This is a genomic window from Aeromonas sp. 600774, from assembly GCF_049175075.1.
GTDB classification, from domain to species: Bacteria; Pseudomonadota; Gammaproteobacteria; order Enterobacterales; family Aeromonadaceae; genus Aeromonas; species Aeromonas veronii_A.
On record NZ_JAAKUJ010000011.1, the window covers coordinates 73,163 to 96,506 of the forward strand.

Below are 23,344 nucleotides of genomic sequence, written 5' to 3' on the forward strand. Positions count from 1 at the left end.
TAAATATCTCATGAATGGTCATTTTTTATCATTTTACTGGATATCAACCGGCACGCTACCCTCCCCTCATCTGAAGTGGGAGGTGGTATGAATGCAGTAGGGATCGGCATCCTATATCTGGTGCTGGGCAATATGGTGGCGGTTTTTTCCGATGCGCTGGTCAAGGTGCTGGAGCCGGATCAGCCCATCTTCCAGTTTGTCTTTTTCCGCCAGCTCTCGGCCGCCATTCTGCTGATGCCCTGGCTGCTCTGGTCATGGCGCCGCAACCCGCCGGTGGCCATCAAGTGGCACCTGCTGCGGGCCCATATCTGGGCGGTCGGCGTCTGCCTGATGGTGGTGGCCCTCACCCGCTTGCCGCTCGCTACCGCCAATGCCCTCTTCTATGCAGCCCCCCTGATGATGGTGCCGCTGGCGGTGTGGATGGCGGGGGAAGCGATCTCGCGCCAGAAGGTGCTGACCGCAGTCATCGGATTTATCGGGGTTTTGATCGTGCTGCGCCCGACCGAGGTGAACTGGGCCGCTCTGGCGGCGCTTGGGGTGGCGCTGTCGATGGCGCTCAACAACCTGCTGATCAAGCGGATCCCGCTCAAGCAGCCCATCGCCCAGACCCTGTTTTTCACCAACGTGCTGAGCATGCCCTTCATTCTGGCGCTGGCACTGTGGGAAGGGGGCGACTGGCAGTGGCAGATGTGGTGGCCCGCCTTCGGATCTTCGGCGCTGATCATGGTCTATGCGGGATTGTGCGTGGTGGCCTATCGCAAGGCGGAGGCTAGCAAGATCGCCTCGGCGGAGTACACCGGTCTGCTGATGGCAGTGGCCATCGGGGTATGGTTGTTTGACGAGCAGCCGGGCCTGCCGCTGCTGCTGGGCTGTATCTGCATCGTCCTGCCACTTATCGCCATGGCGCGCAGCAAGCCAAAACCGCTGGCCGAGCCAGCGCTCTAATACTCAGGGTCTCCCCAGAAGCGGGGCGACCCTTTGCTGCAGATGGGGGACGATCTCCTCCTCGAACCAGGGATTCCTCCTGAGCCAGAGGGTATTGCGCGGGGAGGGATGCGGCAACGGCAGCCAGCCGGGGCCATAGTCGGCCCAGCTGCGCACCGTGTCGGTGAGTGACCCTTTGGCTGCCCCCCGCAGATAGTAGGCTTGTGAATATTGGCCGATCAGCAGGGTCAGTTCGATATTGGGCAACAGCATCAATACCTTGCCGTGCCAGGTGGGCGCACATTCGGGGCGCGGCGGCAGATCGCCGGATTTTCCCCTGCCGGGATAACAGAGCCCCATCGGCATGATGGCGATGCGGGATTGGTCGTAAAAGGTGGCCTTATCGACCCCGAGCCACTGGCGCAGCCTGTCACCGGAGGGGTCATCCCACGGGATACCGCTGGCATGCACCCGGGTGCCGGGCGCCTGACCGATGATCAGCAGGCGGGCACTCTCGGCCCCGCGGATCACCGGACGAGGCCCCAGCGGCAGGTGAGCCTCGCACAGACGGCAAGCCCTGATTTGCTCAAACAACTTATCGATTCGCTGCATGACGTTGATAGTACCAGCATTTCCCTGTTTTCCCTCTTGTGGAAACAGGGCGCGCCCCCTACTATCGCCATGAGCGTTTAATTTAATAAACGGATAATAATGAAAAACTGGCTAGGTACCGGCACCGCGACCCTCTCCTTCATCCTGTGGGGGATGCTGCCGCTCTATTATCAATTCATGCCCGAGGTCAACATGTGGGAGCTCATCTCCCACCGTGTGCTCTGGTCGGTTATCCTGCTTGGCGGCCTGTTTCTGCTGCTTGGCCACAAGGTGCCCTGGGCACAACTGCGCAGCGAGCCGCGCCAGCTCGGCCTAATCCTGCTGGCCGGCCCCGTTATGTCCATCAGCTGGTGCATGTTCACCTGGTGCCTCACTACCGGGCAAGTGCTGACCACCAGCCTCGCCTTCTTTATGACCCCGCTGTTCAATATCGTATTCGCCGTCATCTTCCTCAAAGAGCGACTCACCCCGCAAAAGCATCTGGCGGTCGCCCTGGCGCTGGCGGGGCTCGCCTACATGCTCTTCTGCTACGGCCAACTCCCCTGGTTCTCCCTCATCATGGGGGCCAACTTCGCCTGCTATGGCCTTATCAAGAAGAAGATCCACTACGACACCGGCACCAGCCTCTATCTGGAAGCCATGGTGCAACTGCCCGTCGCGCTGATCATCATCGGCACACTGGCGTGGCACGGGGAAGGGGCATTCGTGAACGGGGATCTGGCCGACAAGCTGCTGCTGATGGGCAGTGCGCCCGCTACTCTGCTGCCGGTGGGGCTCTTCTGCTATGCGGTGGCGAGAACCCGGATGAGCACTGTGGGGCTGCTGCAATATATCGAGCCCAGCCTCGCCTTCCTGCTCGCCATCTACTGGTTTGGTGAGGCGCCGGATCCCATAAAGGCAGTCGGATTCGCCTTCGTCTGGGCTGGTTTGCTGGTTAGCCTGTTGCCATTGCACCGGCTCAAGCGTCGCCCTCAGGGCGTACCGCGATAAGATTCCAACACCTTGTGCCAGCGGGGATCCTTGTCCATCTGCTCGGCGATGTCGTTGAGGATGGCATGCAGCTCGGGACGAGACTTGGGCAACAGAATATGGCGGGTATAGCTGGATTGGGGGAAGGGGGAGATAAACAGCTTGCCCTGATAGTGGTTTGAGTCGATGAAAAAGCCCAGCGCGGAGCCTGGCACCAGGGTCACATCGATACGGCCGCGCACCAGCAGCTCAAGATTGGTCTTCACCTTCTTGGCATCGTGACGCTCCAGCTCTCCCCTTGCTGCCGCATCGTCGATCCCCTGATAGCGGTAGCCCTCCACCCCGCCAAACACCAACCCCTTGAGGGAGTCGGGTCCGCGATAGGTGATCGGCTTGTCGCTGTTCGAGATCAGCTCGTTGGTGTCGCGCATCACCGGAAAGGTCCACAAATAGCGCTCGCGATGGGGATCTCCCACCCAGGCAGGATTGACCCAGACCACCAGACCATCGAAGTCGGGATCCGCCATCTCCAGCGCCAGCCGGGCGCGATTAACCAACCAGAGCTCTATTCTGGGTTCACCCCCCAGCTTTTCATTGAGATACTTGACCAACTCGTGGCTCAGCCCAGTATCTCCACCGGTATTGAAAGGCGGATGCTGATGGTAATCGTAGAGACGAATCGTCTCCCCCTGAGCCGGCACCGACAACAGCAACCACAACCAGAACCAAACCCTCATCGCACCTCCTTGAGCTGCCTCTGAGTTTGGCACAGAGAATTTGAATGAGAAAACCCGCAACCACCACACCGACACCACAACCATCCCCCTCTTCCCGCTGGTCTGTCTATATGGTGCGTACCGCCACCGGCCTGCTCTATACCGGGATCAGCACGGATCCGCTACGCCGTCTGCGTCAGCACCAGAATGGCAAAGGGGCTCGCGCCCTGCGCGGCAAGGGGCCCTTGACGCTGGCTTGGCAGCAGGAAGTCGGCGAGAAGGGGGTGGCCCTGCGCATCGAATATCGCCTCAAGCAGCAGCCAAAATCCTTCAAGGAGCAGCTGATCCTGCACCCCGCGATTTGGCAGAGCTGGAGCCCGCAGTGGTTAATCGACTCCCCCTGAATATTGCCAGAAAAAAAGACCACTCGATGAGTGGCCGAAAAGGGGAAATCAGGGAGCATCACACGACGTGTTGTGCCACTACAGATAGGTATTGTTGCGCTGACGACGGTGGCTGATAAGCCAACAGACCACCAACACCAGTAGCAACCAGGGAGCCAGTTTGATGATCAGGGCAAGCATGCCGCTCAACAGACCCAGCAACACAAACACACCGCTTACCAGCAACATGGCCACCAGGGTAAAACCGGTCAGTGCCATCACCAGCAACACTCCCAGCAATATGAAAAATTCCAGCATAACTTGCTCCTTACGGGCACTCAGTGCCGCCGGGCTGCCTTGCGGTCAATCCAGCCAGCGTCTCAATTCATAACGAGGCGGCATCACCAGCACCGCCAGCAGATAGGCAGCCAGTGCCAGCGGTGGCACCAGGATCAGGGCAAGCAGGGCTACCACTCGCACCGTCACTCTGGAGATCCCCAGCCGTTTGGCAATGCCGGCGCAAACGCCGGTCAGCTTGCGATGCACCAGATCCTTGGGCCAGGGAGTCATGGTTATACCTCCACCTTCTGACCCTTGAGACGGGCCAGCTCGCGCTCTATCTCGTCATTGAGCTCCAGCTCGCGGAACTGGGCCTCCAGCGAGGGATTCTGCCCCAAAGTGGCCGCCTCCAGCTGGGCTTCCAGCTGATCGACCCGCCCCTGAAAGCCTTCGAACCGTGCCATCAGCTCGTGCATGCGCTGGCTGTCCACCTGAGCGCGGGCACGAATGCGGCTGTGGGCCGTCTGCTCGCGCAGGGTCAGCAGTTTCTGCTTCTCCCGCGCCTCGGTCAGCTTGGCTGCCAGTCGCTCACTGTCGGCGGTAAGCTGGGCCAGCACCTCGGCCACCCGGGCCTTGTCCTGCTCCAGCTGTTCACATTTCCTGGCCTCCGCCAGCTTCTCGGTGAGGGCAGCGCGGGCCAGATCCTCACGGCCTTTCTGGATGGCGAGCTCGGCCTTGGCCGACCACTCCAGGATCTGCGCCTGCAACGCTTGCTGATGACGCTCCAGCTGCTTCTGTTCGGCAATCACGCGGGCGGCCTGGGTACGCATCTCGACCTGCACCTGCTCCATCTCTTCGATCATCAACCGCAGCATCTTCTCCGGCTCTTCACTCTTGTCGAGCAGGCTGTGCAGGTTGGCATTTATCACGTCGGTCAGGCGGCTGAATACGCTCATGGTCTGGCTCCTTGTTCATGGGATGGCTATCTCTTCCCATTGCATTACAAGAGCCGTGCCAAGAAAAATTATTGTTGTTTTACATATAGATGAGAGTTTCACAAAGAAATTAAAGAAAGGTTTGTTGGTGAAAATAGCCAACCATGTGGTGATTTTCACCAACAAAAAAGGGAGCCTGAGGCTCCCTTGTCGATTCATCTGCGATATCTAGTCAGACTGCGTGGCTGTGGCCCAGCTTGCTGTCCAGTTCAGCCAGCTTGGCCTCCATCCGGGCACGGCACACTTCGGAGAGCTCGCGAATGCCGGCGGCACCGTGCTCCTTGCTGCAGACTGGCGCCATCACCTCCACCAGCACTTCGCCGTTGTCCCAGCGATTGAGGTCGATCTGGCCAAAGTAGCTGGAACAGACGATGGGCACTACCGGCACTTCAGCCTGTACCGCAGTGTGGAAAGCGCCCGCCTTGAACGGCAGCAGGCCACGCCCCTGGGAGCGGGTCCCTTCCGGAAACATCCAGATGGAGGTGCCACGGTTCTTGATGCGATCCACCACCTGACCAATGGTGCCGATGGCACGGGAGCGGTTGGAACGGTCGATCAACACGTTGCCGGAGAGCCAGAAGATAAGGCCGAAGAAGGGGAGCCACAGCAGGCTCTTCTTGCCTACCGCCACCACACCGGGCTGCACCGCACCGGTCACGGTGAAGATGTCGAAGTTGCTCTGGTGGTTGCAGACGTAGACCGCCGGGCCGACCGATTTCACCTCGTCGGCCACCGTCACCTTGACTCGCAACCCGATCAGCGGGCAGACCGCGTGATACATACGGGCAAAGACATAGACGTTGTTGGGGTGGCGCGGACGAACCAGACAGAGCAGCAAGCCGAACAGGAACCAGAAAATGAGCAGCAGACCAAGCAGCAGCACACGGGCAATTTTGAGCATCGAACACCTCGAGTTTTAACTCGGCGCAGTATACTGATCCCCCTTTTAGCGAACAAGCGTTCGCCAAACAGAACCGACCAGACTCACCCGCTCTGTCACCCCGGCGATCAGTCATAACGGGCAAGGTAACTTGCCCCTCCAGATATAGGTCGCTAGGATGGCCCCATCTTGATGGACATGGCGAACATGATGTTGCAACAACGGATAGCGAAGCATCTCCTGCTACTGGTCTGCCTGCTGCTGCTCAATTGTGCAGCCCAGCCGCTGGCCCGGCTTGCCCTGCTCGATCACGCCCTCAGCTGTCAGGCACTGCCCGTTCAGAGCATCGATGATGAGCAGAACGACGGCAAGCCAGTCAGCCCGCAGCCCACCAGCTGCCAGCTCAACGGCAAGTGGCTAAGCGCCGCCACCCTGCTCTGCGTCGAACAGCTCTTCTTTGCCGTGGCGGTGCTGCTCGCCCTGCTGGCCCCCCTTTGGCTCTACACACCGCCACTGCCCCCTCCCAGAGTCATCTCGCCGCCCGAGCGGCGTCTGCACCTCACCCTGTGCGTCTGGCGGGAATGAGTTCGACAGCGTTCTTTCGTTAGCTGTCACTCAATTTTTGCGAGACCAAAAAGATGTCGAATCTCTTCAAGGCGGCCCTGCTACTGGGCGGTCTGCTGTGGCAATCCATGGGATTGGCCAGCGACACGGGCTGGCTCACCAGCCCACAGAATGATCACGCCCGGGTACGGCTGCAGGCCGACCACAGCACGGCAGATCAGACCCGCATCCTGCTCGATGTCGAGCTGGAGTCAGGCTGGAAAACCTACTGGCACAGCCCGGGCGAAGGGGGCATTGCCCCCCAGATCCTGTGGGACGAGCCGGTCGGTGCCTTTCAGTGGCGCTGGCCGGTGCCACGCCACTTCGAGGTAGCCGGGCTCAACACCCAGGGTTATCAGGGTGAGGTGACCTTCCCTCTGAGCCTCAACTATCCCGCCGGGCAACCGCTCAAGGGGACTCTACGCCTCTCCACCTGCAGCAATGTCTGCATCCTGACCGACTTTCCCTTCACCCTCTCGGTGGATGGGCAGGCCCCGGCCGACTTCGATTTTGCCTGGGCGAAGGCGATGAGTACCCTGCCCCAGCAATTGCCTGCCGCAACCCGGGTCGAGCTCGGTTATCAGCACAACCAGCTGCAACTGCGCGCCGAGCGGGCAGAAGGTTGGCAATCACCAGCGCTCTTTATCGACGCTCTGGAGGGTGCCGAATTTGGCAAACCGGCGCTTGAGGTCGAGGGCAACACCCTGATCGCCCGGGTGCCGGTGAGCGATGGTTGGCAGGGGGATGCGCCGGATCTGCGCGGCCAATCCCTCGGCCTGCTGCTCACCAGTGGCGAGCAGGCGTGGCAGGGCAAGGGGACGATCGGCGCGCCACTCGCAATGCCCGGCCAGAGTCATTCGCTGTTCTGGTTGCTGGGAGCAGCGCTGCTCGGCGGCCTGATCCTCAACCTGATGCCCTGCGTGCTGCCGGTGCTGGCGCTCAAGCTGGGAACTGTGTTGCAACATCAGAAGCGTGAACAGGGAGCGGTGCGCAAGCAGTTCCTCGCCGCCAGCGCCGGGATCATCGCCTCCTTCTGGGTGCTGGCGGCCATGAGCAGCCTGCTGCGCGCCACGCAAGGGGCCGTCGGCTGGGGCATCCAGTTCCAGAGCGCCGGTTTTATCGGCTTGATGGTGCTGGTCACCCTGCTGTTTTGCGCCAACCTGTTGGGGCTGTTCGAGATCCGCCTGCCCAGCGCCCTCTGCACCCGCCTCGCCACCAGCGGCGGCAACGGCCTCGGCGGTCACTTCCTGCAAGGGAGCTTCGCCACTCTGCTGGCGACCCCCTGCTCGGCACCCTTTCTCGGCACTGCAGTGGCCTTTGCGCTGGCGGCGCCGATCGGCCAGCTCTGGCTGATCTTCACGGCATTGGGGATTGGCATGAGCCTGCCCTGGCTGCTGGTGGCAGCCCTACCACGGCTCGCCCTCTGGTTGCCGAAACCGGGGCGCTGGATGAACCATCTGCGCATCCTGCTCGGCCTGATGATGCTGGGCTCCAGCCTCTGGCTCACCAGCCTGCTCGACAACCATCTCGGCAGCTATGCCACCGGCTGGCTGATGGCTGCCATGCTGCTGGCACTGCTGGCTGGCATCATCTGGCGTTACGGCATCCGCGGCTTCACGCTGGCGATCGCCCTCACCGCCCTGATTGGCAGCCCCCTGCTGCTGAGCGGCGCCTTTAGCGCGCAGGGCTCGGCCAGTGTTGACAAGGTGGTCTGGCAGCCGCTCTCTGAACGCGCCATCACAGATGCGCTGGCCCAGAACAAGCGGGTCTTTATCGATGTCACCGCCGACTGGTGCGTCACCTGCAAGGCCAACAAATACAACGTGTTGCTGCGCGATGAGGTGCAACAGGCCCTCTCGGCCCCCGATGTGGTGGCCCTGCGCGGCGACTGGAGCAAACCAAGCGACACCATCGCCGCCTTCCTGCGTAAGCGGGGCGCGGCTGCGGTTCCCTTCAACCAGATTTACGGCACGGAGTTGCCGCAGGGGGTCACGCTGTCACCCCTGCTCGACAAGGACGATCTGCTGACCACATTGCACAAGGCTGGCCTGCTTCAGGCTGGCACCACCCGATTTTAAGGAGTAACCATGAAACCGACTCTGAGCGCCCTGACCCTGCTGGCCTCCCTTTCCGCAGCCCTGCTGGCTCCGGCCCTGCACGCCGCCCCCTTCACCCCGGAGCAAGAAGCGCGCATCAAGGAGCTGATCCGCGAGACCCTGATCGCCAACCCCAAGATCCTCGACGAGGCCGCCGAATCCTGGGAGAAACAGAACGCGGCAGCCCAGGAGGCGCAGCTTGGCAACTTCATCAAGGGCAACAAGGATGTGCTGTTCAACAGCGCCACCAGCCCGCGCCTCGGCGCCAAGAACCCCAAGCTGACGCTGGTGCTGTTCACCGACTACAACTGCCCCTACTGCAAGCAGTTCGATCCCCAGCTGACCAAGCTGCTCAAGGCCTATCCGGACGATCTGGGACTGGTGATCAAGCTGCTGCCGTTCAAGGGGCAGACCTCCGCCAAGGCGGCCCAATACAGCCTGACCCTGTGGCAACAGGATCCCGCTCGCTTCCTCACCCTGCACGACAAGCTGATGAGCAAGCAGGGGATGCTGACCGAGGCGGACATCAACAAGGCGCTGGCCGCCACCGGCAACACCGCGCTCAAACCGGCCGCCAAGGCGACCGAGGAGCTGCGCAACAGCCTGCGCATCGGCACCATTCTGGGGGTACAGGGCACACCGGCGACGCTTATCGGCAACCAGCTGGTACCGGGCGCCATCCCCTATGAGGAGCTGGAGCAACTGGTGCAGGCCGAACTGGCCAAGCAGGGGTAAGGGATGGCCACCAATCCTCAACCCCGCTGGCGCCGCTGGAGCAAGGAGGCGATCTGGCTGCTGTTGCTGGCACTGGTCATCTCGACCCTGCTCGATCTGTGGCGCAGCCCGACCCTGCCAGAGGGAGCGATGAGCGCCCCCGTCACCCTGCAGAATGGCAGCAGCACGGATCTCGCCACCCTGAGTCAGGGCAAGCCGCTGCTGGTCTACTACTGGGCCAGCTGGTGCGGTGTCTGCCGTTTCACCACCCCGGCGGTACAGCAGCTGTGGCAGGAGGGTGAAAACGTGCTGACGGTGGCGCTGCGCTCCGGTAATTCGGAACAGTTAGCCAAGGGGATGAGCAAGAAGGGGCTCACCTTCCCGACCCACAACGACGAGTCGGGAGCGCTGGCCGCCCAGTGGCAGGTGGGGGTCACCCCGACTTTTCTCGTCATCAAGGATGGGACGCTTGTGAGCAGCACCACCGGCTGGAGCTCGAAGTGGGGCCTGCAGCTGCGGCTCTGGTGGGCGTCGCTCTAGCCACGCAACAACATTGCCTTCAACAGGGCCATCCCACCGGATGGCCCTTTTTTATGCCGACATTTTTATCCTGACATCAGGCGGGGAGCTGCATCCCGCGCACCTGAGCCAGCAGGGCGGTCACCGCCGCCGAGCGCAACGCATCGGGGGCGTAGCAGAGCCCCACCCGCCGCTTGAAGGAAGAGGCCGCCAGCTCGGCGACCGTACAGCCGTGCGGACAGAGGGAACGAGGCAACCAGGCGATCCCCGCCCCGGCGGCCACCATAGTCGCCGCCAGTCGCAGTGACCCCGCCCGCCGTGGATAGAGGGGCGCCTGATTGCCGAGAATGGCGATCAGCCGCAGGTGAGAGTCATGGCGCGGGCAGGTGACCCAAGGCTCGTCCGCCAGCGCATCCGGGGTGAGCGATCCCTTGCCCGTCAGCGGGTGATCCGGCGGCAGCACCAGCACAAACTCCTCCTCCAGCAGGGGGATAAAGAGCTCGTCACCGCAACGCAGGGATTCACACCCTAGCCGCACATCGCCACAGCCCCCCTCCTCCAGAGTCAGCAGGATCTCCTCGTGGGCGAGCGCCCCTTGCACCAGCGCCCCCACCACGCCATCGCCAAGGTCTGCCTCAATCCCCACCGTCAGCTCGAGACAGGGGGAGGTTTCACGAAACTCGCGGGCGAGAGAGTCGGTATCGGCGATCAGCCGCTTGGCGCGGGGATAGAGCCGGTGCGCCGCTTCGGTCCCCTCCACCCCGCGCGCCTGCCGCACAAACAGGGTCACCCCCAGCTCATCCTCCAGCGTCTTGATGGTGGTGGAGAGGGTGGGCTGGGTAATGAAAAGGCGGGTGGCGGCCGCCGTGATGTTGCGCTCCTCGAAGACAGCCACAAACGCACGCAAGGTTCGCACATCCATAGAATTCACCTATACCAGACAGTCATAAAAGCCATTTTTCACGGCAACACGGGGCAAATATAGTGACTTACCTGCCACAAGGCATCCCAATTTTCTATATCAGCGTCTATCAACACTGTCAGGAGCCATCATGCGCCATCTATCTGTCATCGGCCTCGGGGCCATGGGCTCCGCCCTCGCCACCACCTTGCTCAAGGCGGGCCATCCGGTCACCGTCTGGAATCGCAGCGCCGCCAAGGCAGCCCCGCTGCAAGCGCTGGGTGCAACACTCGCCCCCTCGGTTGACGCAGCCATCGCCGCAAGTGATATCACCCTTGTCTGCGTCGATAACTACGCCGTCAGCCAGCAGTTGCTGGACGAGGCGAGCGATGCGGTGGCGGGCAAGCTGCTGGTGCAGCTCTCCACCGGGGCCAGAGCGCTGGAGAGCTGGTGCCACGCCCGCGGCGCCCGCTATCTCGATGGCGCCATCCTCTGCTTCCCGGATCAGATCGGCACCACTGATGCCAGCATCATCTGCTCCGGTGCCAGCGCTGCCTTTAGCGAGGCCGAGCCGGTGCTGCGCCTGCTCGCCCCAACCCTCAACCATGTGGCCGAGGCGGTTGGCGCCGCCGCGGCGCAAGATTGTGCCGTCGCCGCCTACTTTGCCGGTGGCCTGCTCGGTGCTCTGCACGGCGCGCTGATCTGCGAGGCGGAAGGGTTGCCGGTAGCCAAGGTGTGCGCCCAGTTCAGCGAGCTGTCGCCGATTTTGGGGGGCGATGTGGCCCACCTTGGCAAGACGCTGGCGAGCGGCGATTTCGATCACCCCTACGCCAGCCTGAAAACCTGGAGCGCCGCCATCAGCCGCCTCGCCGGTCACGCCACCGATGCCGGGATCGACAGCAGCTTCCCGCGCTTTGCCGCCGATCTGTTTGAGGAAGGGGTGGCGCAAGGATTTGGTCAGCAGGAGGTCTCGGCTCTCATCAAGGTGCTGCGGGCGCGCAATGGAGCAGCACAATGAACGAGCAGACCAACCAACCCCAAATTGCACTGGTCACCGGCGCCGCTGGCGGGATTGGCCGCCAGCTCTGCATCGGGCTGGCCGAGGCGGGTTATCGGGTGATCGCCACCGATCTGGCCCCTCACGCTTTCGACCATCCCGAGATCCACTTTCATCCCCTCGACTTGCGCGATGAGCAGGCCATCGTGCGGCTCTTTGCCGAGGTTAGCGCGCAGCATGGCGGCATCCATCTGCTGATCAACAACGGCGCCATCAGCAAGTTCCACACCCGCTTCGAGGATCTGAGCGCAGCCCAGTTCGATCAGGTGATGACGGTCAATGTGCGCGGCGCCATGCTCTGCGCCCGCGCCTTTGTGCAGGCCAACCGCGGGTTGCCCTATGGCCGTATCATCAATATTGCCTCCACCCGCTGGCAGCAGAACGAGCCGGGTTGGGATGCCTATGGCGCCTCCAAGGGGGCGCTGGTCGCCCTCACCCAGTCCCTCGCCAACTCACTGGCCGACTACCCCGTCACGGTCAATGCCATCAGTCCGGGCTGGATCCAGGCGGAGGATTACCACACCCTGACCGAGGCGGATCACCGCCAGCACCCGAGCGGCCGGGTCGGGCGCCCCGACGACATCACCCGCGCTTGCCTCTTTCTGGCGGATCCCCAGAACGACTTTATCAACGGTGCCAATCTGGTGGTCGATGGCGGGATGAGCAAGAAGATGATCTACCACACCTCCGCCTCCTTCTGGGAGGAGTAACCCCTGCGGCGGCAGCCTCGCCCCGGCCTGCCGCCCATGCCTTTCCTGCCCGTTTTTTCATCGCTTTTGCCCTGCCGCCCTTGCACTGGCCAGACCGACTGGCAACAATAGACGCTCAACTGACCCCTCTTCATTTCGCCCGTTAATTGATCGCCCAACTCATCGCGTTGGCGGGCTGTTTCCGTTAAAATGACGGGTTTTTGCCGTGCCTGGTTTGCCAATCCCCACCATCAGGCACTCGCAGCGTGAATCCTATGATGCCAGTGATGCAGGATCTGCCATGAACAACTACTTTCGGGTGCTGGGCGTCAAGTCCAACGCCAGCGAAAACGACATCAAGAAAGCCTATCGTCGGCTGTCAAACCAGTACCACCCCGACAAGCTGCACGGGGCCAGTGAAGAAGAGAAAGAGCAGGCAGCCATCAAGCTGCACCAGGTAAAGCAGGCCTATGAAGTGCTGTCCGATCCGAAACAGCGGGCTGCCTTTATCAAGGATTTCAACAACGTCATCGTGACCGACCCCGCCTCCGCCATGCAGGAGATGTGGGATCAGTTCTACCCCTGAAACAGCAGGCAGAAAGAGCAACTATGCAAAAGAGATGGGACCAGGCGCGGCTCAAGTCGCTGCAAAGCGATGCCAGCGAAAACATCGAATCCTACCGGGATCAGGACGACCCCAAGGGGCTGGAACAGTTCACCGACCAGATGAAGAGCCTGCTGCTGGCCGATATGAGCATGCTGGAGTTTATGCCCGAGTATCTGCCGCTGGCCCTCTATGGCCGGGTGCAGTTCCCGGCCAAGGCCAAGTCGCAGTGGAACAAGTGGCTCGCCAGCGGCGAGCAGCCGAGCTGGGACGAGTTCAAGGTGAGCGTCGGCTTCAACAACGCCGCCCTGCCGCTGGTCAAGGCGGTGCGGGCCCAGAGCGAAGATCAGCTGATGGAAGCCTGCGCCGTGCTGTTCCTGCTCGACAACCCGCTGCCACGCGGCAGCCACCGCGGTGATGATGACTATGAGCTGCGCGACGAAGAAGATGAAGACGGGGAAGATGCCGACGCCGACTACCACGGCGGCAGTGACCGCTATGGTGATGACGACGGCGATCAGGATATGTACGACGAAGTCCGTTTCTAATTGGGGCAAGGCATGAGCAACAGTCTGATAGAAATTACCGCCATCGAGATCAAAGAGCTGGCCGTTATCGAGCCGAAGCAGGCCAGCGAGAAGTTCGAGCTGATCGCCAAGACCATGTCTGACGACCAGCTGGCAGAAGTGATTGAAAACATTGATATCGTTACCCTGACCCAGATTAACGGCCAGCACGATATCTCCTTCCCCTCCATCATCTCCGAGCTGATGACCCCGGAGCGGATCCGCGACATCGTCTGCCAGCAGCCGCTCTACTGGGAAGAGGCGATCAAGAACAACGCCGACGAGCTGCAACAGCACACCTTCGACTTCCTCAACTACCTGATCCGTACCCAGGATAGCGAAGCCAAGCAGCGCGAGATCCTCGAGTGCGTGGCCGAAGATCCGGCCGGTCTCTTCTACCTCGCCATCCCCTTTATCGAGTTCTATCGCGGCGATCGCTATGAAGAGGACGAAGGCTATCGCGACGTGCTGCACGCCGAAGAGGAAGATCTCGAAGAGTCCCTGCGCTACAGCGAGCGCCAGCAGAGCGAGGATGTCCACGACTACGCGCTGGATGACCCGCGCAGCCTCTTGATGCTCATTCGCGAGCTGGCCCCCGAGGTGGAGAAAGCCATCAAGGCGCTGCTGCGCAACGAGCACTCCACTTGGGACGGCATCATCAACAAGTTTGCCGCCGAGCTGGTGATGCAGGCCAAAGAGAAGAACAAGGTCGAGGAAGACGAGTACGGCGACGTCGACGACATGTTCAGCTTTCTGGATTAAGGAGCCCATTCATGCAGTTAGTCATTCGCGATGCCAACCAGGGCCCCTTTCTGACCCAGGTGCTGCGCTTTGGCCGCGACAATGAACGTTTGAGCGAGCAACAGCTGGCCGCCATCAAGGGCAAGGCGGTGCTGATGAGCCTCAAATTCGCCGACAAGTACTACAACAAGTACAAGATGCACCTGCTGGAGCAGGCCGCCCACGACGTCATCGGTGTGGTGAGCCTCGGCCTGCAGGAGCTCTCGGCGCGGGATCCGGCCAAGGCACTGGCGCTGCTGCAGGCGCCGGAAGGCCCCATCAAACCGTTCCAGAAGGGCTGGTCAATGCTCATCACCGTCAGCCCCAAGCAGGCTGGCAACAGCCTCTACGGTGATGTGGATGCCCGCCTGCTGGACAAGATCTCGAGCCCGCCCGATGTGGAGGAGTGGCAAGGGTGGCAGGAGTACGAGAAGGCGCTGACCGAGCACAACAAGAGCCGCCTGATGGAACTCATCGACCAGCACTTCTTCGCCTGCGAGAGCGACCACCCCACCATGGAGGACAAGCTGGCCGAAGCGCTGCTCTACCGCATCCTCTGCGGCAAGGGCAGTGGCGCCGCCCCGCTCAAGGTGAAGCAGGATCTCAAGCGCAAACTGGCGCGGGAGATTGAGCTCGACGAGGGCTGGTATGACACCGACTACCTCGCCGCCCAACTCACCCTGATGCTGAGCGCGCTGCCCGCCGACATGGCTACCGCCCTGCGTCAGGAGCTGAGCCCGGGCTTTGTGCCCAATCTGCTGCACACCCTCGGCTTTGTGCGCCAGTACCAGCTGCTGCAAAAAGAGAACGCCTCGCCGGAGAAGCTCGACAAAATCGAGATGCGCGCCGGGCTCAAGCACCCGCTGCTCGGCTGGCCGCTCTACCACGACTTCTAAAGCCGCTTTCGCCGCCCATCAGTCGCACCACAACGCCCGGCCCGCCGGGCGTTGTTCTATCCTCCCCTCACCCTCTCCCAAACAAAGAGAGAACACGCGCAAGTCACCCTGTGGCTACCCCTTCTCCTACCGATATTTATTCACTCAATACCCAAGAATGAATAAACAACCTGCAATACAACAACTTGGCGACAGCTGCGTTTCGGGACAACAAAGCGGGACGCAGATCCCGCTACAGCGCCATAATCGGCACCAAATAGCCGACTGGATCACATCAACCGTGTCGCAATCACGTGGTAAATCGAGCTACAACCACGGCTCAATCGCGCATAAAAAGGCGGAATAGATCAATAAAAAGCAATTAATCGCGCCGGATTAAATTTCAGGTATGGCTATTTGCACCGCTTGGCCGCTAAATGACAGACCGGCCTTCAGACCAGCATGGAAGCGCACAAGGCTAGCCGGCAGCAGACCGGTACGCTCTCAGGACGAGTTATGACTTTCTTCTCTCACAGGAGACAGACCGTGAGCGCTTCGAATCAACACCCCACCATTCCCCCCGGCTCCGGGGCGCTGTTCTTTATCCAGACCTTCTCGACCCTGGGGTTTGCCGTGCTCTACTCCACGCTGGTGCTCTACGCCACCAAGCGGCTCGGCTTTAGCGAATCCCAGGCCAACGCCATGATGGGGGTCTTCGGGGCCTTCAACTATGGCCTGCACCTGTTTGGCGGTTATCTCGGCGGGCGCTACCTCAGCAACCGCAACCTGTTCGTGATGGGGATGGTGCTGCAGGTGATCGGCTGCTACTTCATCGCCGAGATGGGGATCACCGGCCTCTACTGGGGGCTCGCCATGTTCCTCACCGGCAGCGGCCTCAACGTCACCTGCCTCAACATGATGCTGACCCAGCGCTTCGCCCCGGATGATCACCGCCGCGAGAGCGCCTTCCTGTGGAACTACGCCGGGATGAATCTGGGCTTCTTTATCGGCTTCACGGTAGCGGGCTACTTCCAGCTCACCGAGGATTACCGCACCCTGTTCCTGTTTGCGACGCTGGGCAACATCATTGCCATCATCGCCACCTTCGCCTGCTGGCCGATTCTGGCGGATATCAGCACCCCGCTGCGCCATGTCAAAGGGAGCGGCTTCTACCGCCGAATGCTGGCCGGGATCGCCATTCTGGCCATGCTGGTGCCGGCGTTGCGCCTGCTGCTGACCCACGCCAGCTTCAGCGGCAGCTTCGTGCTGATCCTGGGGGCCGTGGTGCTGGTACTGCTCTGCGTGATGACCGCCCGCCACCCGGACGCCGCCGAGCGTAGCCGCATGGTGGCCTACCTGATCCTCGCCCTCGGCTCCCTCATCTTCTGGTCGCTCTACCAGCTGGCGCCCATGGGGCTGATGCTCTTCTCCGAGCACAACATCAACCTCAACGTGTTCGGGCTGCGGGTCGCCCCCCAGTGGATCCAGAACATCAACACCATTGTCATCGTCATCGGTGGCCCGCTGATGGCGCTGCTGTTCAAGCGGCTGCGCGAACAGGGGTGGAATATCGACATCCCCTCCCAGTTTGCCGCCTCCCTGTTTTGCATGGGGCTCGGCATGCTGGTGCTGCCGATCGGCATCCATCTGGCGGGGGCCGACGGGCTGGTCGCCTTCAAGTGGATCGCCATCAGCTATGTGCTGCAGAGCTTTGGCGAGCTGCTGATCTCCCCCATCGGTTACGCCATGATCGGCAAGCTGGCCCCCGCCAGCCTGCAAGGCTTGATGATGGGCTGCTGGATGATGGTGACCGGCGTCGCCTCGGTGCTGGCGGGCTATGTCTCCGGCGCCATGCCGCAAAATATCGGCAGCTCTCCGGTGGCCACCAACCCGGGCTACAGCTCGGTGTTCAATATGCTCGGCTGGGGCTCGCTGGCGGGCGGCGTGGTGTTGCTACTGCTGGTGCTCCGCCTGCGCCAGCTGATCGCCTCCAAGATCACCCCGCCACCGGCGGCGACAGCCATTCCTGTCTAATTGGATTCGGGCCAGCCATTTCAGTGGCCCCTACCAGCGCGAACAGTTGAATCAGCAACGCGGCTGATAATGCAAAGGGCCCTGCCATCATGGATGGCGGGGCCCTTCTCTTTTGGTGGGATGGATGACCCGCGTCTGGCTGGCGAGCCCCCGTTTAGGCTTCGTCAATCAAGCCTATGTCCCCACAGGTCTCGTTTCTCAAACATCCGATTTTGGGGTTCCCAAACGCAGCAGCTTGAGCAATCGATATAGAAAAAGTGGCTGAATAATCGTCAACACTATGGTTAGCCAAGCCAATAGAGTTATGTTGCCAAGGTAACCATCGACATTTGTTAAAATCATCGAAGAGATGATGGCAGCCGAGCCACTAAATATATGTTGAAAAACATTTTGTAATGACATGAATCCCGCCCTTTCCCAAGGCGCTGCTACTTGACTATTAACAGCAGCAACGGTGATCGTTCGGGTCGATGTAACCACCATGAATAACGTGAAAATCACTATGGTCGGCAACCAAGGCTCATGCAAAAAACCATCCCAAACAACCGCTATCGTCAATGCCCCCATCAAAATCGTCACTTTCATTGCACCAAAACGGTCAATAAACAATCCGCCAAGCTGCATTGAAAACAGGCTAAAAATGCCGCCCATGACATAGTAATGACTCATATCACCACGAGGGACATCAAGGTTAAATTGAAAATAAGCAGCTATGTTGGGAACAATAAGGAAGGTGCTGAAAATTGCCAACCCAATTGCCATAAATGCATTCAACACCACCGGTCGCTTCAACATTTCAATGGATGAAAAAGCCTTCTGGTTCAATCCCAAGTGGGCTGTCATTTCAGGCAGCCTTGTATATACCGCCACGCAGACACACAATCCCAAGCCACCTAAAACATAGAAAGGTGCACTCCATCCTTTCAACATTGCCAGCTCCAATCCCAACGGCACACCGGCAATCGCTGACAACGAAAATGCCCCCATCACGATGGCCATCGCTCGACCACGTTGATCTATTGGTGTGGCATCCACAACGATCGCCAGAGCAATGGATGTTGCAGGGCCAGCAAACACACCGGCCAGCAAGCGGGTAAAGAATAAACTTTCCATATTCCATGCCAATGCACAGGCCCAAGTGGATAGCGAGATCCCCAACAATGTGATCAGTGCGACATGCTTTCTATCAAATCGGTCGAGATATCTGGCACATAACAACGATGATAGTGCGGCGGCAAGTGCATACCCACCTCCTAAATATCCTATATAGGTTGGGCTTATATTTAGTGCGCGAGATAAATCAGGCCCAAGCGGCATAATCATCATGAAATCAAGCGCACTGACAAATTGAATCAATGCGGCCAACAAAACAACGTTAAAATCCATAACCGAACTATTGTTGTGAGTTTTTTTACCCACATTATTTTTATCTAGCATCATAGTGTTTACTCTCAATCTTTAGAGATAAAAAGTATACCCACTATCACATTTTAATTTTATTCGTTAAAATGGCATAAATTGTTATCAGATTAGGGATAATCAATGCGTACCGGCATGGAATTGAATGCGCTGAAAATTTTCATCGCAGTGGTTGAAAACAGCAGTTTTGTCGGGGCATCTAAAACCCTTCAAATCCCCACCTCAAATGTGAGCCGCAGTATTTCTCAATTGGAAGAAGCCTTGAACCTTCAACTGATTGAACGCTCAACCCGCCATATGAAGCTCACACAATCAGGGCAACTGCTCTATACCCGAGTAAAACCATTGCTGGAATCACTGGAGCAAACCGAGGCTGAATTGACATCACAGCAGATTCAGCTGAAAGGGCCATTACGCATCTGCATCCCCAATGAGGCTGGGCCAAAACTGCTCGGTACTGCCATTGCCGACTTTGCCTGCCAGCATCCTGAAATAACGATAAGCTGCATTACCAATCTCTCCGGACTTGAATCATTAAGAGAGGATTTGGACATGGCAATCATCATTCACAGAGGCAAGATGGATGATTGCGATTACATAGCCAGCCATTTGACCACCATTCCCTGTACTGTTGTTGGCTCCCCGTCATTGATCCAGAAGTGGGGGCTTCCCAACCACACATCACAACTCAAAACTCTCCCCTGCATAACAACGGTGAGCGCTCTGAAAGGGATGCCTTGGCAATTTACTCGCACGAACAGTGAATTTTCCACCATCCAGGTGAATGAACACTACCGGGTCAATAGTGGCGAACTGGCGTTAAAAGCAGCCATAGCTGGTGTAGGGTTTGCCATTCTTGCCAAGGTATCTTGCCAAGAGTTTATTGATGATGGCAGGTTAGTTGAAATTGAACTTGAGTTACCCGCCGCCCCATTGCAGTTGTTTGCTGTTTATGCGAACCGCCAATATCTTCCTGCTAAAACACGTGTATTTCTTGAGTTCATACGACAAAATATTATGAGTTATCAGTAGCTAAAATCGATAAAACCTCAACAGGTCAGACTGATTTTTCACAATATCAAAAGGTGCTTTCCAGTTTTTAGCATTCGTGAACATCTGATTACGCTGCGCTAGTCAGATCTACGCCCCCCTCACCCTAGCCCTCTCCCAAAAGGAGAGGGAACAAATCAATACCAACCTTTGGCACTAGTGGTCATGCCATCACCCAGCGGTGATTCCGGCACTCCCTTCTCCCACTCTTTGCCATAGATAAGGGGAGAAGGGTCGGGGATGAGGGGAGCAAACCATCGACAAGCAGCAGAACGTTAAAGAAAACAGATAGAAGTAGGGTCGATTAGCGAAGCGTAATCGTCCGTACCGCAATCTCGGTGGCGATGGGTATAGAGAGCAGCAGGAATTCCTACAAGGTGGCTATAACTGGTTTTCGCGATCGTCTGATTAGGCTTCGCTAAACAACGAGCACACATTAACATTACATACAAAAATAATTAACTTCATTTACAATGCATATCAGTTATTTCCCTCTAAGCTCACTATTATTTTTGCTTTTTTGAAAGTATGTGCAAGTAATAATTGGTTTATGAACAGGCTGACCCTAAAGTGGTCAATATCATTCACGCCTTTTACCTTATCGGAGATTTTGTATAGTGCTACGTATACCATCCAAGCCATCAAGCGTATTCCTACAATAGAGGCAAATATACCAAAAGCAATTGTTGCATCTAATATAAAAAACTGATGCCAACCAGTTTCCTGTATAAAAGAAAAAACATCATTAATATTAGAGCCAGCGGAAATGCTTAAAGCCACAGTAGCCGCAGACACTGAAATAAACAATGCCAATATACGATTTTTTGCATCTGACGTGTAAATGAGGTGAACGATAGTTTGTAACGATGGTGAAAAATTATTATTATGCTTTTTACGTAAGTCCAATAACTGATCTAGTTCCTTAGCTAAGGATAAATAACCATCCATTCCGACCCCAACTGTCTTCTGCAGCCAAATTAATTTTAACTTGCTAAGTTTTTTCTCATTGGTTTTTAACTTTTTCTGCATTCTAGATACAACTATTTCATCCCTTAGCAAATTCAAACTAAAACATGACATCAAAAAACAAAACTCAAGCAAGAAAATAAAAATAGTTCTATTCGACAAACTAACATTAGCATGTGGGATAGCAAAAGCTTCAAATCGCCATAACATAGCCAAGATAAAAAAAGCTAACGATATAAGACACAACCAAAATCTAATGGTTTTAAATGTAAAAACACAATCATAAGATTCAAAATCTTCATAATAGGTATTTACCACTCTAAAGACCTGGCTCATATCTACCCCATAAATTTATAATCTTAATACGTGACTTTTAATAATAGAAGGGCGCTTTCGCGCCCTTCTATATTAATTACCCTTCCTGATTTTCCCCGGCTACCGGTTCGGCACCGGCGGCGGGTTCAATCTCGATACGATCGACCCGCTGCAAACCGCGGGGCAGCTTGGCGCCGCGGCGGCCGCGCTCGCCACGGTAGTAGTCGAGATCCGAAGGTTTCAGGGTGAGCTTGCGCTTGCCGGCAAACAGGGTGACCGACTGGCCCTGCGGGATGACGGCGGCCATCACCACAAACTCCTCCCGCGCCTTCACGCGCGCCGACGGAATGCTGATGAGCTTGTTGCCCTTGCCCTTGCCGAGCACCGGCAAGGTGTTCATCGGGAACAGCAGCATGCGCCCCTCGTTGGAGATGGCCATGCAGAGATCGGTCTCTGGCGAGCCAATCTTCTGGGGTGCCATCACCAGACCCCCTTCCGGCACGGTGAGCAGCGCCTTGCCGTTCTTGTTCTTGCCGATGAGATCGTCATAGGTGCAGACAAAGCCGTAACCGGCGTCGCTCGCGATCAGATACGGCTCGCCTTCGTTGCCCATCACCAGATGACGTACCTCTTCACCGGCACCCAGCGCAAAGCGGCCGGTGAGCGGCTCGCCCTGACTGCGGGCGGAGGGCAGGGTGTGCGCCTCCAGCGAGTAGGTGCGGCCAAAGCTCGACAGGAACACCGCCTGCTGGTTGCTGCGGCCAAAGGCGTGGGTGAGGTAGTTGTCCCCCGCCTTGTAGGAGAGCCCCTCGACATCCACGTCGTGGCCCTTGGCGGCGCGCACCCACCCCTTGTCGGAGAGGATGACGGTGACCGGTTCGCTCGGCACCAGCTCTTTCTCGGTCAGCGCCACGGCGGTGGCACGCTCCACCAGCGGGGTGCGGCGATCGTCGCCGTACTTCTCGGCATCGGCCAGCAGCTCTTTCTTGAGCAGGGTGTTGAGGCGGCGCTCGGAGCCCAGAATAAGCTCCAGCTTGTCGCGCTCTTCGGCCAGTTCGTTCTGTTCGGCGCGCAGCTTGAACTCTTCGAGCTTGGCCAGATGGCGCAGTTTCAGCTCGAGGATCGCTTCGGCCTGGGTCTCGGTAATGTTGAAGCGCTCCACCATCACCTTGCCCGGCTCATCCTCGGTACGGATGATCTCGATCACCTCGTCGATGTTGAGGTAGGCGATCAGCAAGCCTTCAAGGATGTGCAGGCGAGCCAGCACCTTGTCGAGGCGGAACTGCAGGCGGCGACGCACCGTCTCGCGGCGGAACTGGATCCACTCGCTGAGGATGGTCCTGAGGCACTTCACCTGCGGCCGGTTGTCGAGGCCGAGGATGTTGAGGTTGACCCGGTAGTTCTTCTCCAGATCCGTGGTGGCGAACAGGTGGGCCATCAGCCCCTCCACATCCACCCGGTTGGAGCGCGGCACGATCACCAGACGGGTCGGGTTCTCGTGGTCAGATTCATCGCGCAGGTCGGTGACCATCGGCAGCTTTTTCGCCACCATCTGGGCGGCAATCTGCTCCATGATCTTGGCGCCGGAGGCCTGATGGGGCAGCGCGGTGATGACGATGTCACCATCCTCCTCGCTCCAGACCGCACGCTGCTTGATGGAACCCTTGCCGGTCTCGTAGATTTTGCGGATATCGTCGCGCGGAGTGATGATCTCGGCGTTGGTCGGGTAGTCCGGCCCCTGAATGTGCTGCATCAACACATCGAGCCCTGCATTGGGGTTGTCGAGCAGCTCGGCACAGGCGTAGGCCACTTCCCGCGCGTTGTGGGGCGGGATGTCGGTTGCCATGCCCACCGCGATACCGGTCACCCCGTTGAGCAGGATGTGCGGCAGACGGGCAGGCAGCACCACCGGCTCCTTCATGGTGCCGTCGAAGTTGGGCGTCCACTCCACCGTGCCCTGCCCCAGCTCGGAGAGCAGCAGCTCGGAGAAGCGCGACAGGCGCGCTTCGGTATAACGCATGGCGGCGAAGGATTTGGGATCATCCGGCGCACCCCAGTTGCCCTGACCGTCCACCAGCGGGTAGCGGTAGGAGAAGGGCTGGGCCATCAGCACCATGGCTTCATAACAGGCGCTGTCACCATGGGGGTGGTACTTACCCAGCACGTCACCCACGGTACGGGCGGACTTCTTGTGCTTGGAGAGCGCCGACAGCCCCAGCTCGCTCATGGCGTAGATGATGCGCCGTTGCACCGGTTTGAGGCCGTCGCCGATATGCGGCAAGGCCCGATCCATGATGACGTACATGGAGTAGTTCAAGTAAGCCTGTTCGGTAAAGGTGCGCATTGGCTGGCGCTCTACCCCGTCCAGACTGAGCTCGATAGCATCACTCATGTGATA

The 23,344-nt window shown here is 58.7% G+C and carries 25 protein-coding genes; 15 read left to right on the top strand and 10 right to left on the bottom strand.

Annotated elements, in window-relative coordinates:
• The first annotated feature begins 87 nt into the window (after positions 1-87).
• Positions 88-945, top strand: a complete 858-nt coding sequence (locus G5171_RS13325; protein ID WP_005335858.1) for a DMT family transporter — start codon at positions 88-90, stop codon at positions 943-945.
• 3 nt (positions 946-948) lie between these two features.
• Here the strand turns inward: G5171_RS13325 and G5171_RS13330 are convergent, their stop codons facing one another.
• Complete coding sequence (locus G5171_RS13330) at positions 949-1,536, bottom strand: uracil-DNA glycosylase family protein (protein ID WP_421206168.1); 588 nt, start codon at positions 1,534-1,536, stop codon at positions 949-951.
• Between the two features lie 99 nt (positions 1,537-1,635).
• Here G5171_RS13330 and rarD point away from each other — a divergent pair, with 99 nt between their 5' ends.
• Positions 1,636-2,526 (top strand): EamA family transporter RarD, encoded by an 891-nt coding sequence (gene rarD / locus G5171_RS13335; RefSeq protein ID WP_421212944.1) that lies wholly within the window; start codon positions 1,636-1,638, stop codon positions 2,524-2,526.
• Here rarD and G5171_RS13340 read toward each other — a convergent pair.
• Positions 2,508-3,242, bottom strand: a complete 735-nt coding sequence (locus G5171_RS13340) for a substrate-binding periplasmic protein (protein WP_005343130.1) — start codon at positions 3,240-3,242, stop codon at positions 2,508-2,510. The genes rarD and G5171_RS13340 overlap by 19 nt on opposite strands.
• A gap of 44 nt (positions 3,243-3,286) precedes the next feature.
• Between G5171_RS13340 and G5171_RS13345 the strand changes: the two genes are divergently transcribed.
• Entirely contained in the window at positions 3,287-3,625 is a 339-nt protein-coding gene (locus tag G5171_RS13345; RefSeq protein ID WP_421212945.1) for a GIY-YIG nuclease family protein, read from the top strand.
• 78 nt (positions 3,626-3,703) lie between these two features.
• Here G5171_RS13345 and pspG read toward each other — a convergent pair whose 3' ends face one another.
• From pspG to G5171_RS13365, 4 genes are all read right to left on the bottom strand, one after another.
• Positions 3,704-3,922 (bottom strand): envelope stress response protein PspG, encoded by a 219-nt coding sequence (gene pspG, locus G5171_RS13350; RefSeq protein ID WP_005343128.1) that lies wholly within the window; start codon positions 3,920-3,922, stop codon positions 3,704-3,706.
• 45 nt (positions 3,923-3,967) lie between these two features.
• On the bottom strand, positions 3,968-4,174 hold the full coding sequence (locus G5171_RS13355; protein WP_421244401.1) for a PspC domain-containing protein: 207 nt from the start codon (positions 4,172-4,174) through the stop codon (positions 3,968-3,970).
• Between the two features lie 2 nt (positions 4,175-4,176).
• Positions 4,177-4,839 (bottom strand): phage shock protein PspA, encoded by a 663-nt coding sequence (gene pspA, locus G5171_RS13360; RefSeq protein WP_421244402.1) that lies wholly within the window; start codon positions 4,837-4,839, stop codon positions 4,177-4,179.
• A 211-nt stretch (positions 4,840-5,050) separates the two neighbouring features.
• Positions 5,051-5,779, bottom strand: a complete 729-nt coding sequence (locus G5171_RS13365) for a 1-acylglycerol-3-phosphate O-acyltransferase (RefSeq protein ID WP_005343125.1) — start codon at positions 5,777-5,779, stop codon at positions 5,051-5,053.
• Positions 5,780-5,965: 186 nt separating this feature from the next.
• Between G5171_RS13365 and G5171_RS13370 the strand changes: the two genes are divergently transcribed.
• From G5171_RS13370 to G5171_RS13385, 4 genes are read left to right on the top strand one after another with little or no spacing between them, the layout of a single operon-like run.
• Positions 5,966-6,343, top strand: coding sequence for a hypothetical protein (locus G5171_RS13370; protein ID WP_421244403.1), 378 nt, complete (start codon positions 5,966-5,968; stop codon positions 6,341-6,343).
• A gap of 53 nt (positions 6,344-6,396) precedes the next feature.
• The gene (locus G5171_RS13375) at positions 6,397-8,439 is read left to right on the top strand and encodes a protein-disulfide reductase DsbD family protein (RefSeq protein WP_421260304.1); all 2,043 of its coding nucleotides are present in this window, start codon (positions 6,397-6,399) and stop codon (positions 8,437-8,439) included.
• A gap of 9 nt (positions 8,440-8,448) precedes the next feature.
• Positions 8,449-9,192 carry a DsbA family protein gene (locus G5171_RS13380; protein ID WP_064341631.1) on the top strand — a complete coding sequence of 248 codons (744 nt, stop codon included), beginning with the start codon at positions 8,449-8,451 and terminating at the stop codon, positions 9,190-9,192.
• Positions 9,193-9,195: 3 nt separating this feature from the next.
• Positions 9,196-9,711 (top strand): protein disulfide oxidoreductase, encoded by a 516-nt coding sequence (locus tag G5171_RS13385; protein WP_421250982.1) that lies wholly within the window; start codon positions 9,196-9,198, stop codon positions 9,709-9,711.
• 76 nt (positions 9,712-9,787) lie between these two features.
• Here G5171_RS13385 and G5171_RS13390 read toward each other — a convergent pair whose 3' ends face one another.
• On the bottom strand, positions 9,788-10,612 hold the full coding sequence (locus G5171_RS13390) for a LysR family transcriptional regulator (RefSeq protein ID WP_266135333.1): 825 nt from the start codon (positions 10,610-10,612) through the stop codon (positions 9,788-9,790).
• A gap of 130 nt (positions 10,613-10,742) precedes the next feature.
• Between G5171_RS13390 and G5171_RS13395 the strand changes: the two genes are divergently transcribed.
• The 7 genes from G5171_RS13395 (at position 10,743) to G5171_RS13425 (ending at position 17,196) form a co-directional block, all read left to right on the top strand.
• On the top strand, positions 10,743-11,609 hold the full coding sequence (locus G5171_RS13395; protein WP_421260305.1) for an NAD(P)-dependent oxidoreductase: 867 nt from the start codon (positions 10,743-10,745) through the stop codon (positions 11,607-11,609).
• Positions 11,606-12,358: an SDR family NAD(P)-dependent oxidoreductase gene (locus G5171_RS13400; RefSeq protein ID WP_266135331.1), complete on the top strand. Its 753-nt coding sequence runs from the start codon at positions 11,606-11,608 to the stop codon at positions 12,356-12,358. The genes G5171_RS13395 and G5171_RS13400 overlap by 4 nt, the downstream gene beginning before the upstream one ends.
• A gap of 280 nt (positions 12,359-12,638) precedes the next feature.
• A complete protein-coding gene (locus G5171_RS13405; RefSeq protein WP_005343121.1) occupies positions 12,639-12,923 on the top strand; it encodes a DnaJ domain-containing protein in 285 nt (94 codons plus the stop codon).
• 23 nt (positions 12,924-12,946) lie between these two features.
• Positions 12,947-13,489, top strand: coding sequence for a cold adaptation protein AtcA (atcA, locus tag G5171_RS13410; protein ID WP_042032639.1), 543 nt, complete (start codon positions 12,947-12,949; stop codon positions 13,487-13,489).
• A 12-nt stretch (positions 13,490-13,501) separates the two neighbouring features.
• Complete coding sequence (gene atcB / locus G5171_RS13415; RefSeq protein WP_005335887.1) at positions 13,502-14,269, top strand: cold adaptation protein AtcB; 768 nt, start codon at positions 13,502-13,504, stop codon at positions 14,267-14,269.
• A gap of 11 nt (positions 14,270-14,280) precedes the next feature.
• A complete protein-coding gene (gene atcC, locus G5171_RS13420) occupies positions 14,281-15,183 on the top strand; it encodes a cold adaptation protein AtcC (RefSeq protein WP_421260306.1) in 903 nt (300 codons plus the stop codon).
• A 525-nt stretch (positions 15,184-15,708) separates the two neighbouring features.
• Positions 15,709-17,196, top strand: coding sequence for a peptide MFS transporter (locus tag G5171_RS13425; protein WP_421260307.1), 1,488 nt, complete (start codon positions 15,709-15,711; stop codon positions 17,194-17,196).
• 198 nt (positions 17,197-17,394) lie between these two features.
• Here G5171_RS13425 and G5171_RS13430 read toward each other — a convergent pair whose 3' ends face one another.
• Positions 17,395-18,636: an MFS transporter gene (locus G5171_RS13430; protein WP_421260308.1), complete on the bottom strand. Its 1,242-nt coding sequence runs from the start codon at positions 18,634-18,636 to the stop codon at positions 17,395-17,397.
• A gap of 102 nt (positions 18,637-18,738) precedes the next feature.
• Here G5171_RS13430 and G5171_RS13435 point away from each other — a divergent pair, with 102 nt between their 5' ends.
• Positions 18,739-19,647 carry a LysR family transcriptional regulator gene (locus G5171_RS13435; RefSeq protein WP_421260309.1) on the top strand — a complete coding sequence of 303 codons (909 nt, stop codon included), beginning with the start codon at positions 18,739-18,741 and terminating at the stop codon, positions 19,645-19,647.
• A 498-nt stretch (positions 19,648-20,145) separates the two neighbouring features.
• Here G5171_RS13435 and G5171_RS13440 read toward each other — a convergent pair whose 3' ends face one another.
• Together G5171_RS13440 and parC are read right to left on the bottom strand one after the other, a co-directional pair.
• Positions 20,146-20,967, bottom strand: coding sequence for a hypothetical protein (locus tag G5171_RS13440; protein WP_421244409.1), 822 nt, complete (start codon positions 20,965-20,967; stop codon positions 20,146-20,148).
• A 76-nt stretch (positions 20,968-21,043) separates the two neighbouring features.
• On the bottom strand, positions 21,044-23,338 hold the full coding sequence (gene parC / locus G5171_RS13445; protein ID WP_421260310.1) for a DNA topoisomerase IV subunit A: 2,295 nt from the start codon (positions 23,336-23,338) through the stop codon (positions 21,044-21,046).
• Between the last annotated feature and the right edge of the window lie 6 nt (positions 23,339-23,344).

What these genes read in the sequence shown, in the direction of transcription:
- G5171_RS13325 (WP_005335858.1), top strand. Translation starts at nt 88, where the DNA reads ATGAATGCAGTAGGGATCGGCATCCTATATCTGGTGCTGGGCAATATG.
- G5171_RS13330 (WP_421206168.1), bottom strand. Translation starts at nt 1,536, where the DNA reads ATGCAGCGAATCGATAAGTTGTTTGAGCAAATCAGGGCTTGCCGTCTG.
- rarD (WP_421212944.1), top strand. Translation starts at nt 1,636, where the DNA reads ATGAAAAACTGGCTAGGTACCGGCACCGCGACCCTCTCCTTCATCCTG.
- G5171_RS13340 (WP_005343130.1), bottom strand. Translation starts at nt 3,242, where the DNA reads ATGAGGGTTTGGTTCTGGTTGTGGTTGCTGTTGTCGGTGCCGGCTCAG.
- G5171_RS13345 (WP_421212945.1), top strand. Translation starts at nt 3,287, where the DNA reads ATGAGAAAACCCGCAACCACCACACCGACACCACAACCATCCCCCTCT.
- pspG (WP_005343128.1), bottom strand. Translation starts at nt 3,922, where the DNA reads ATGCTGGAATTTTTCATATTGCTGGGAGTGTTGCTGGTGATGGCACTG.
- G5171_RS13355 (WP_421244401.1), bottom strand. Translation starts at nt 4,174, where the DNA reads ATGACTCCCTGGCCCAAGGATCTGGTGCATCGCAAGCTGACCGGCGTT.
- pspA (WP_421244402.1), bottom strand. Translation starts at nt 4,839, where the DNA reads ATGAGCGTATTCAGCCGCCTGACCGACGTGATAAATGCCAACCTGCAC.
- G5171_RS13365 (WP_005343125.1), bottom strand. Translation starts at nt 5,779, where the DNA reads ATGCTCAAAATTGCCCGTGTGCTGCTGCTTGGTCTGCTGCTCATTTTC.
- G5171_RS13370 (WP_421244403.1), top strand. Translation starts at nt 5,966, where the DNA reads ATGATGTTGCAACAACGGATAGCGAAGCATCTCCTGCTACTGGTCTGC.
- G5171_RS13375 (WP_421260304.1), top strand. Translation starts at nt 6,397, where the DNA reads ATGTCGAATCTCTTCAAGGCGGCCCTGCTACTGGGCGGTCTGCTGTGG.
- G5171_RS13380 (WP_064341631.1), top strand. Translation starts at nt 8,449, where the DNA reads ATGAAACCGACTCTGAGCGCCCTGACCCTGCTGGCCTCCCTTTCCGCA.
- G5171_RS13385 (WP_421250982.1), top strand. Translation starts at nt 9,196, where the DNA reads ATGGCCACCAATCCTCAACCCCGCTGGCGCCGCTGGAGCAAGGAGGCG.
- G5171_RS13390 (WP_266135333.1), bottom strand. Translation starts at nt 10,612, where the DNA reads ATGGATGTGCGAACCTTGCGTGCGTTTGTGGCTGTCTTCGAGGAGCGC.
- G5171_RS13395 (WP_421260305.1), top strand. Translation starts at nt 10,743, where the DNA reads ATGCGCCATCTATCTGTCATCGGCCTCGGGGCCATGGGCTCCGCCCTC.
- G5171_RS13400 (WP_266135331.1), top strand. Translation starts at nt 11,606, where the DNA reads ATGAACGAGCAGACCAACCAACCCCAAATTGCACTGGTCACCGGCGCC.
- G5171_RS13405 (WP_005343121.1), top strand. Translation starts at nt 12,639, where the DNA reads ATGAACAACTACTTTCGGGTGCTGGGCGTCAAGTCCAACGCCAGCGAA.
- atcA (WP_042032639.1), top strand. Translation starts at nt 12,947, where the DNA reads ATGCAAAAGAGATGGGACCAGGCGCGGCTCAAGTCGCTGCAAAGCGAT.
- atcB (WP_005335887.1), top strand. Translation starts at nt 13,502, where the DNA reads ATGAGCAACAGTCTGATAGAAATTACCGCCATCGAGATCAAAGAGCTG.
- atcC (WP_421260306.1), top strand. Translation starts at nt 14,281, where the DNA reads ATGCAGTTAGTCATTCGCGATGCCAACCAGGGCCCCTTTCTGACCCAG.
- G5171_RS13430 (WP_421260308.1), bottom strand. Translation starts at nt 18,636, where the DNA reads ATGATGCTAGATAAAAATAATGTGGGTAAAAAAACTCACAACAATAGT.
- G5171_RS13435 (WP_421260309.1), top strand. Translation starts at nt 18,739, where the DNA reads ATGCGTACCGGCATGGAATTGAATGCGCTGAAAATTTTCATCGCAGTG.
- G5171_RS13440 (WP_421244409.1), bottom strand. Translation starts at nt 20,967, where the DNA reads ATGAGCCAGGTCTTTAGAGTGGTAAATACCTATTATGAAGATTTTGAA.
- parC (WP_421260310.1), bottom strand. Translation starts at nt 23,338, where the DNA reads ATGAGTGATGCTATCGAGCTCAGTCTGGACGGGGTAGAGCGCCAGCCA.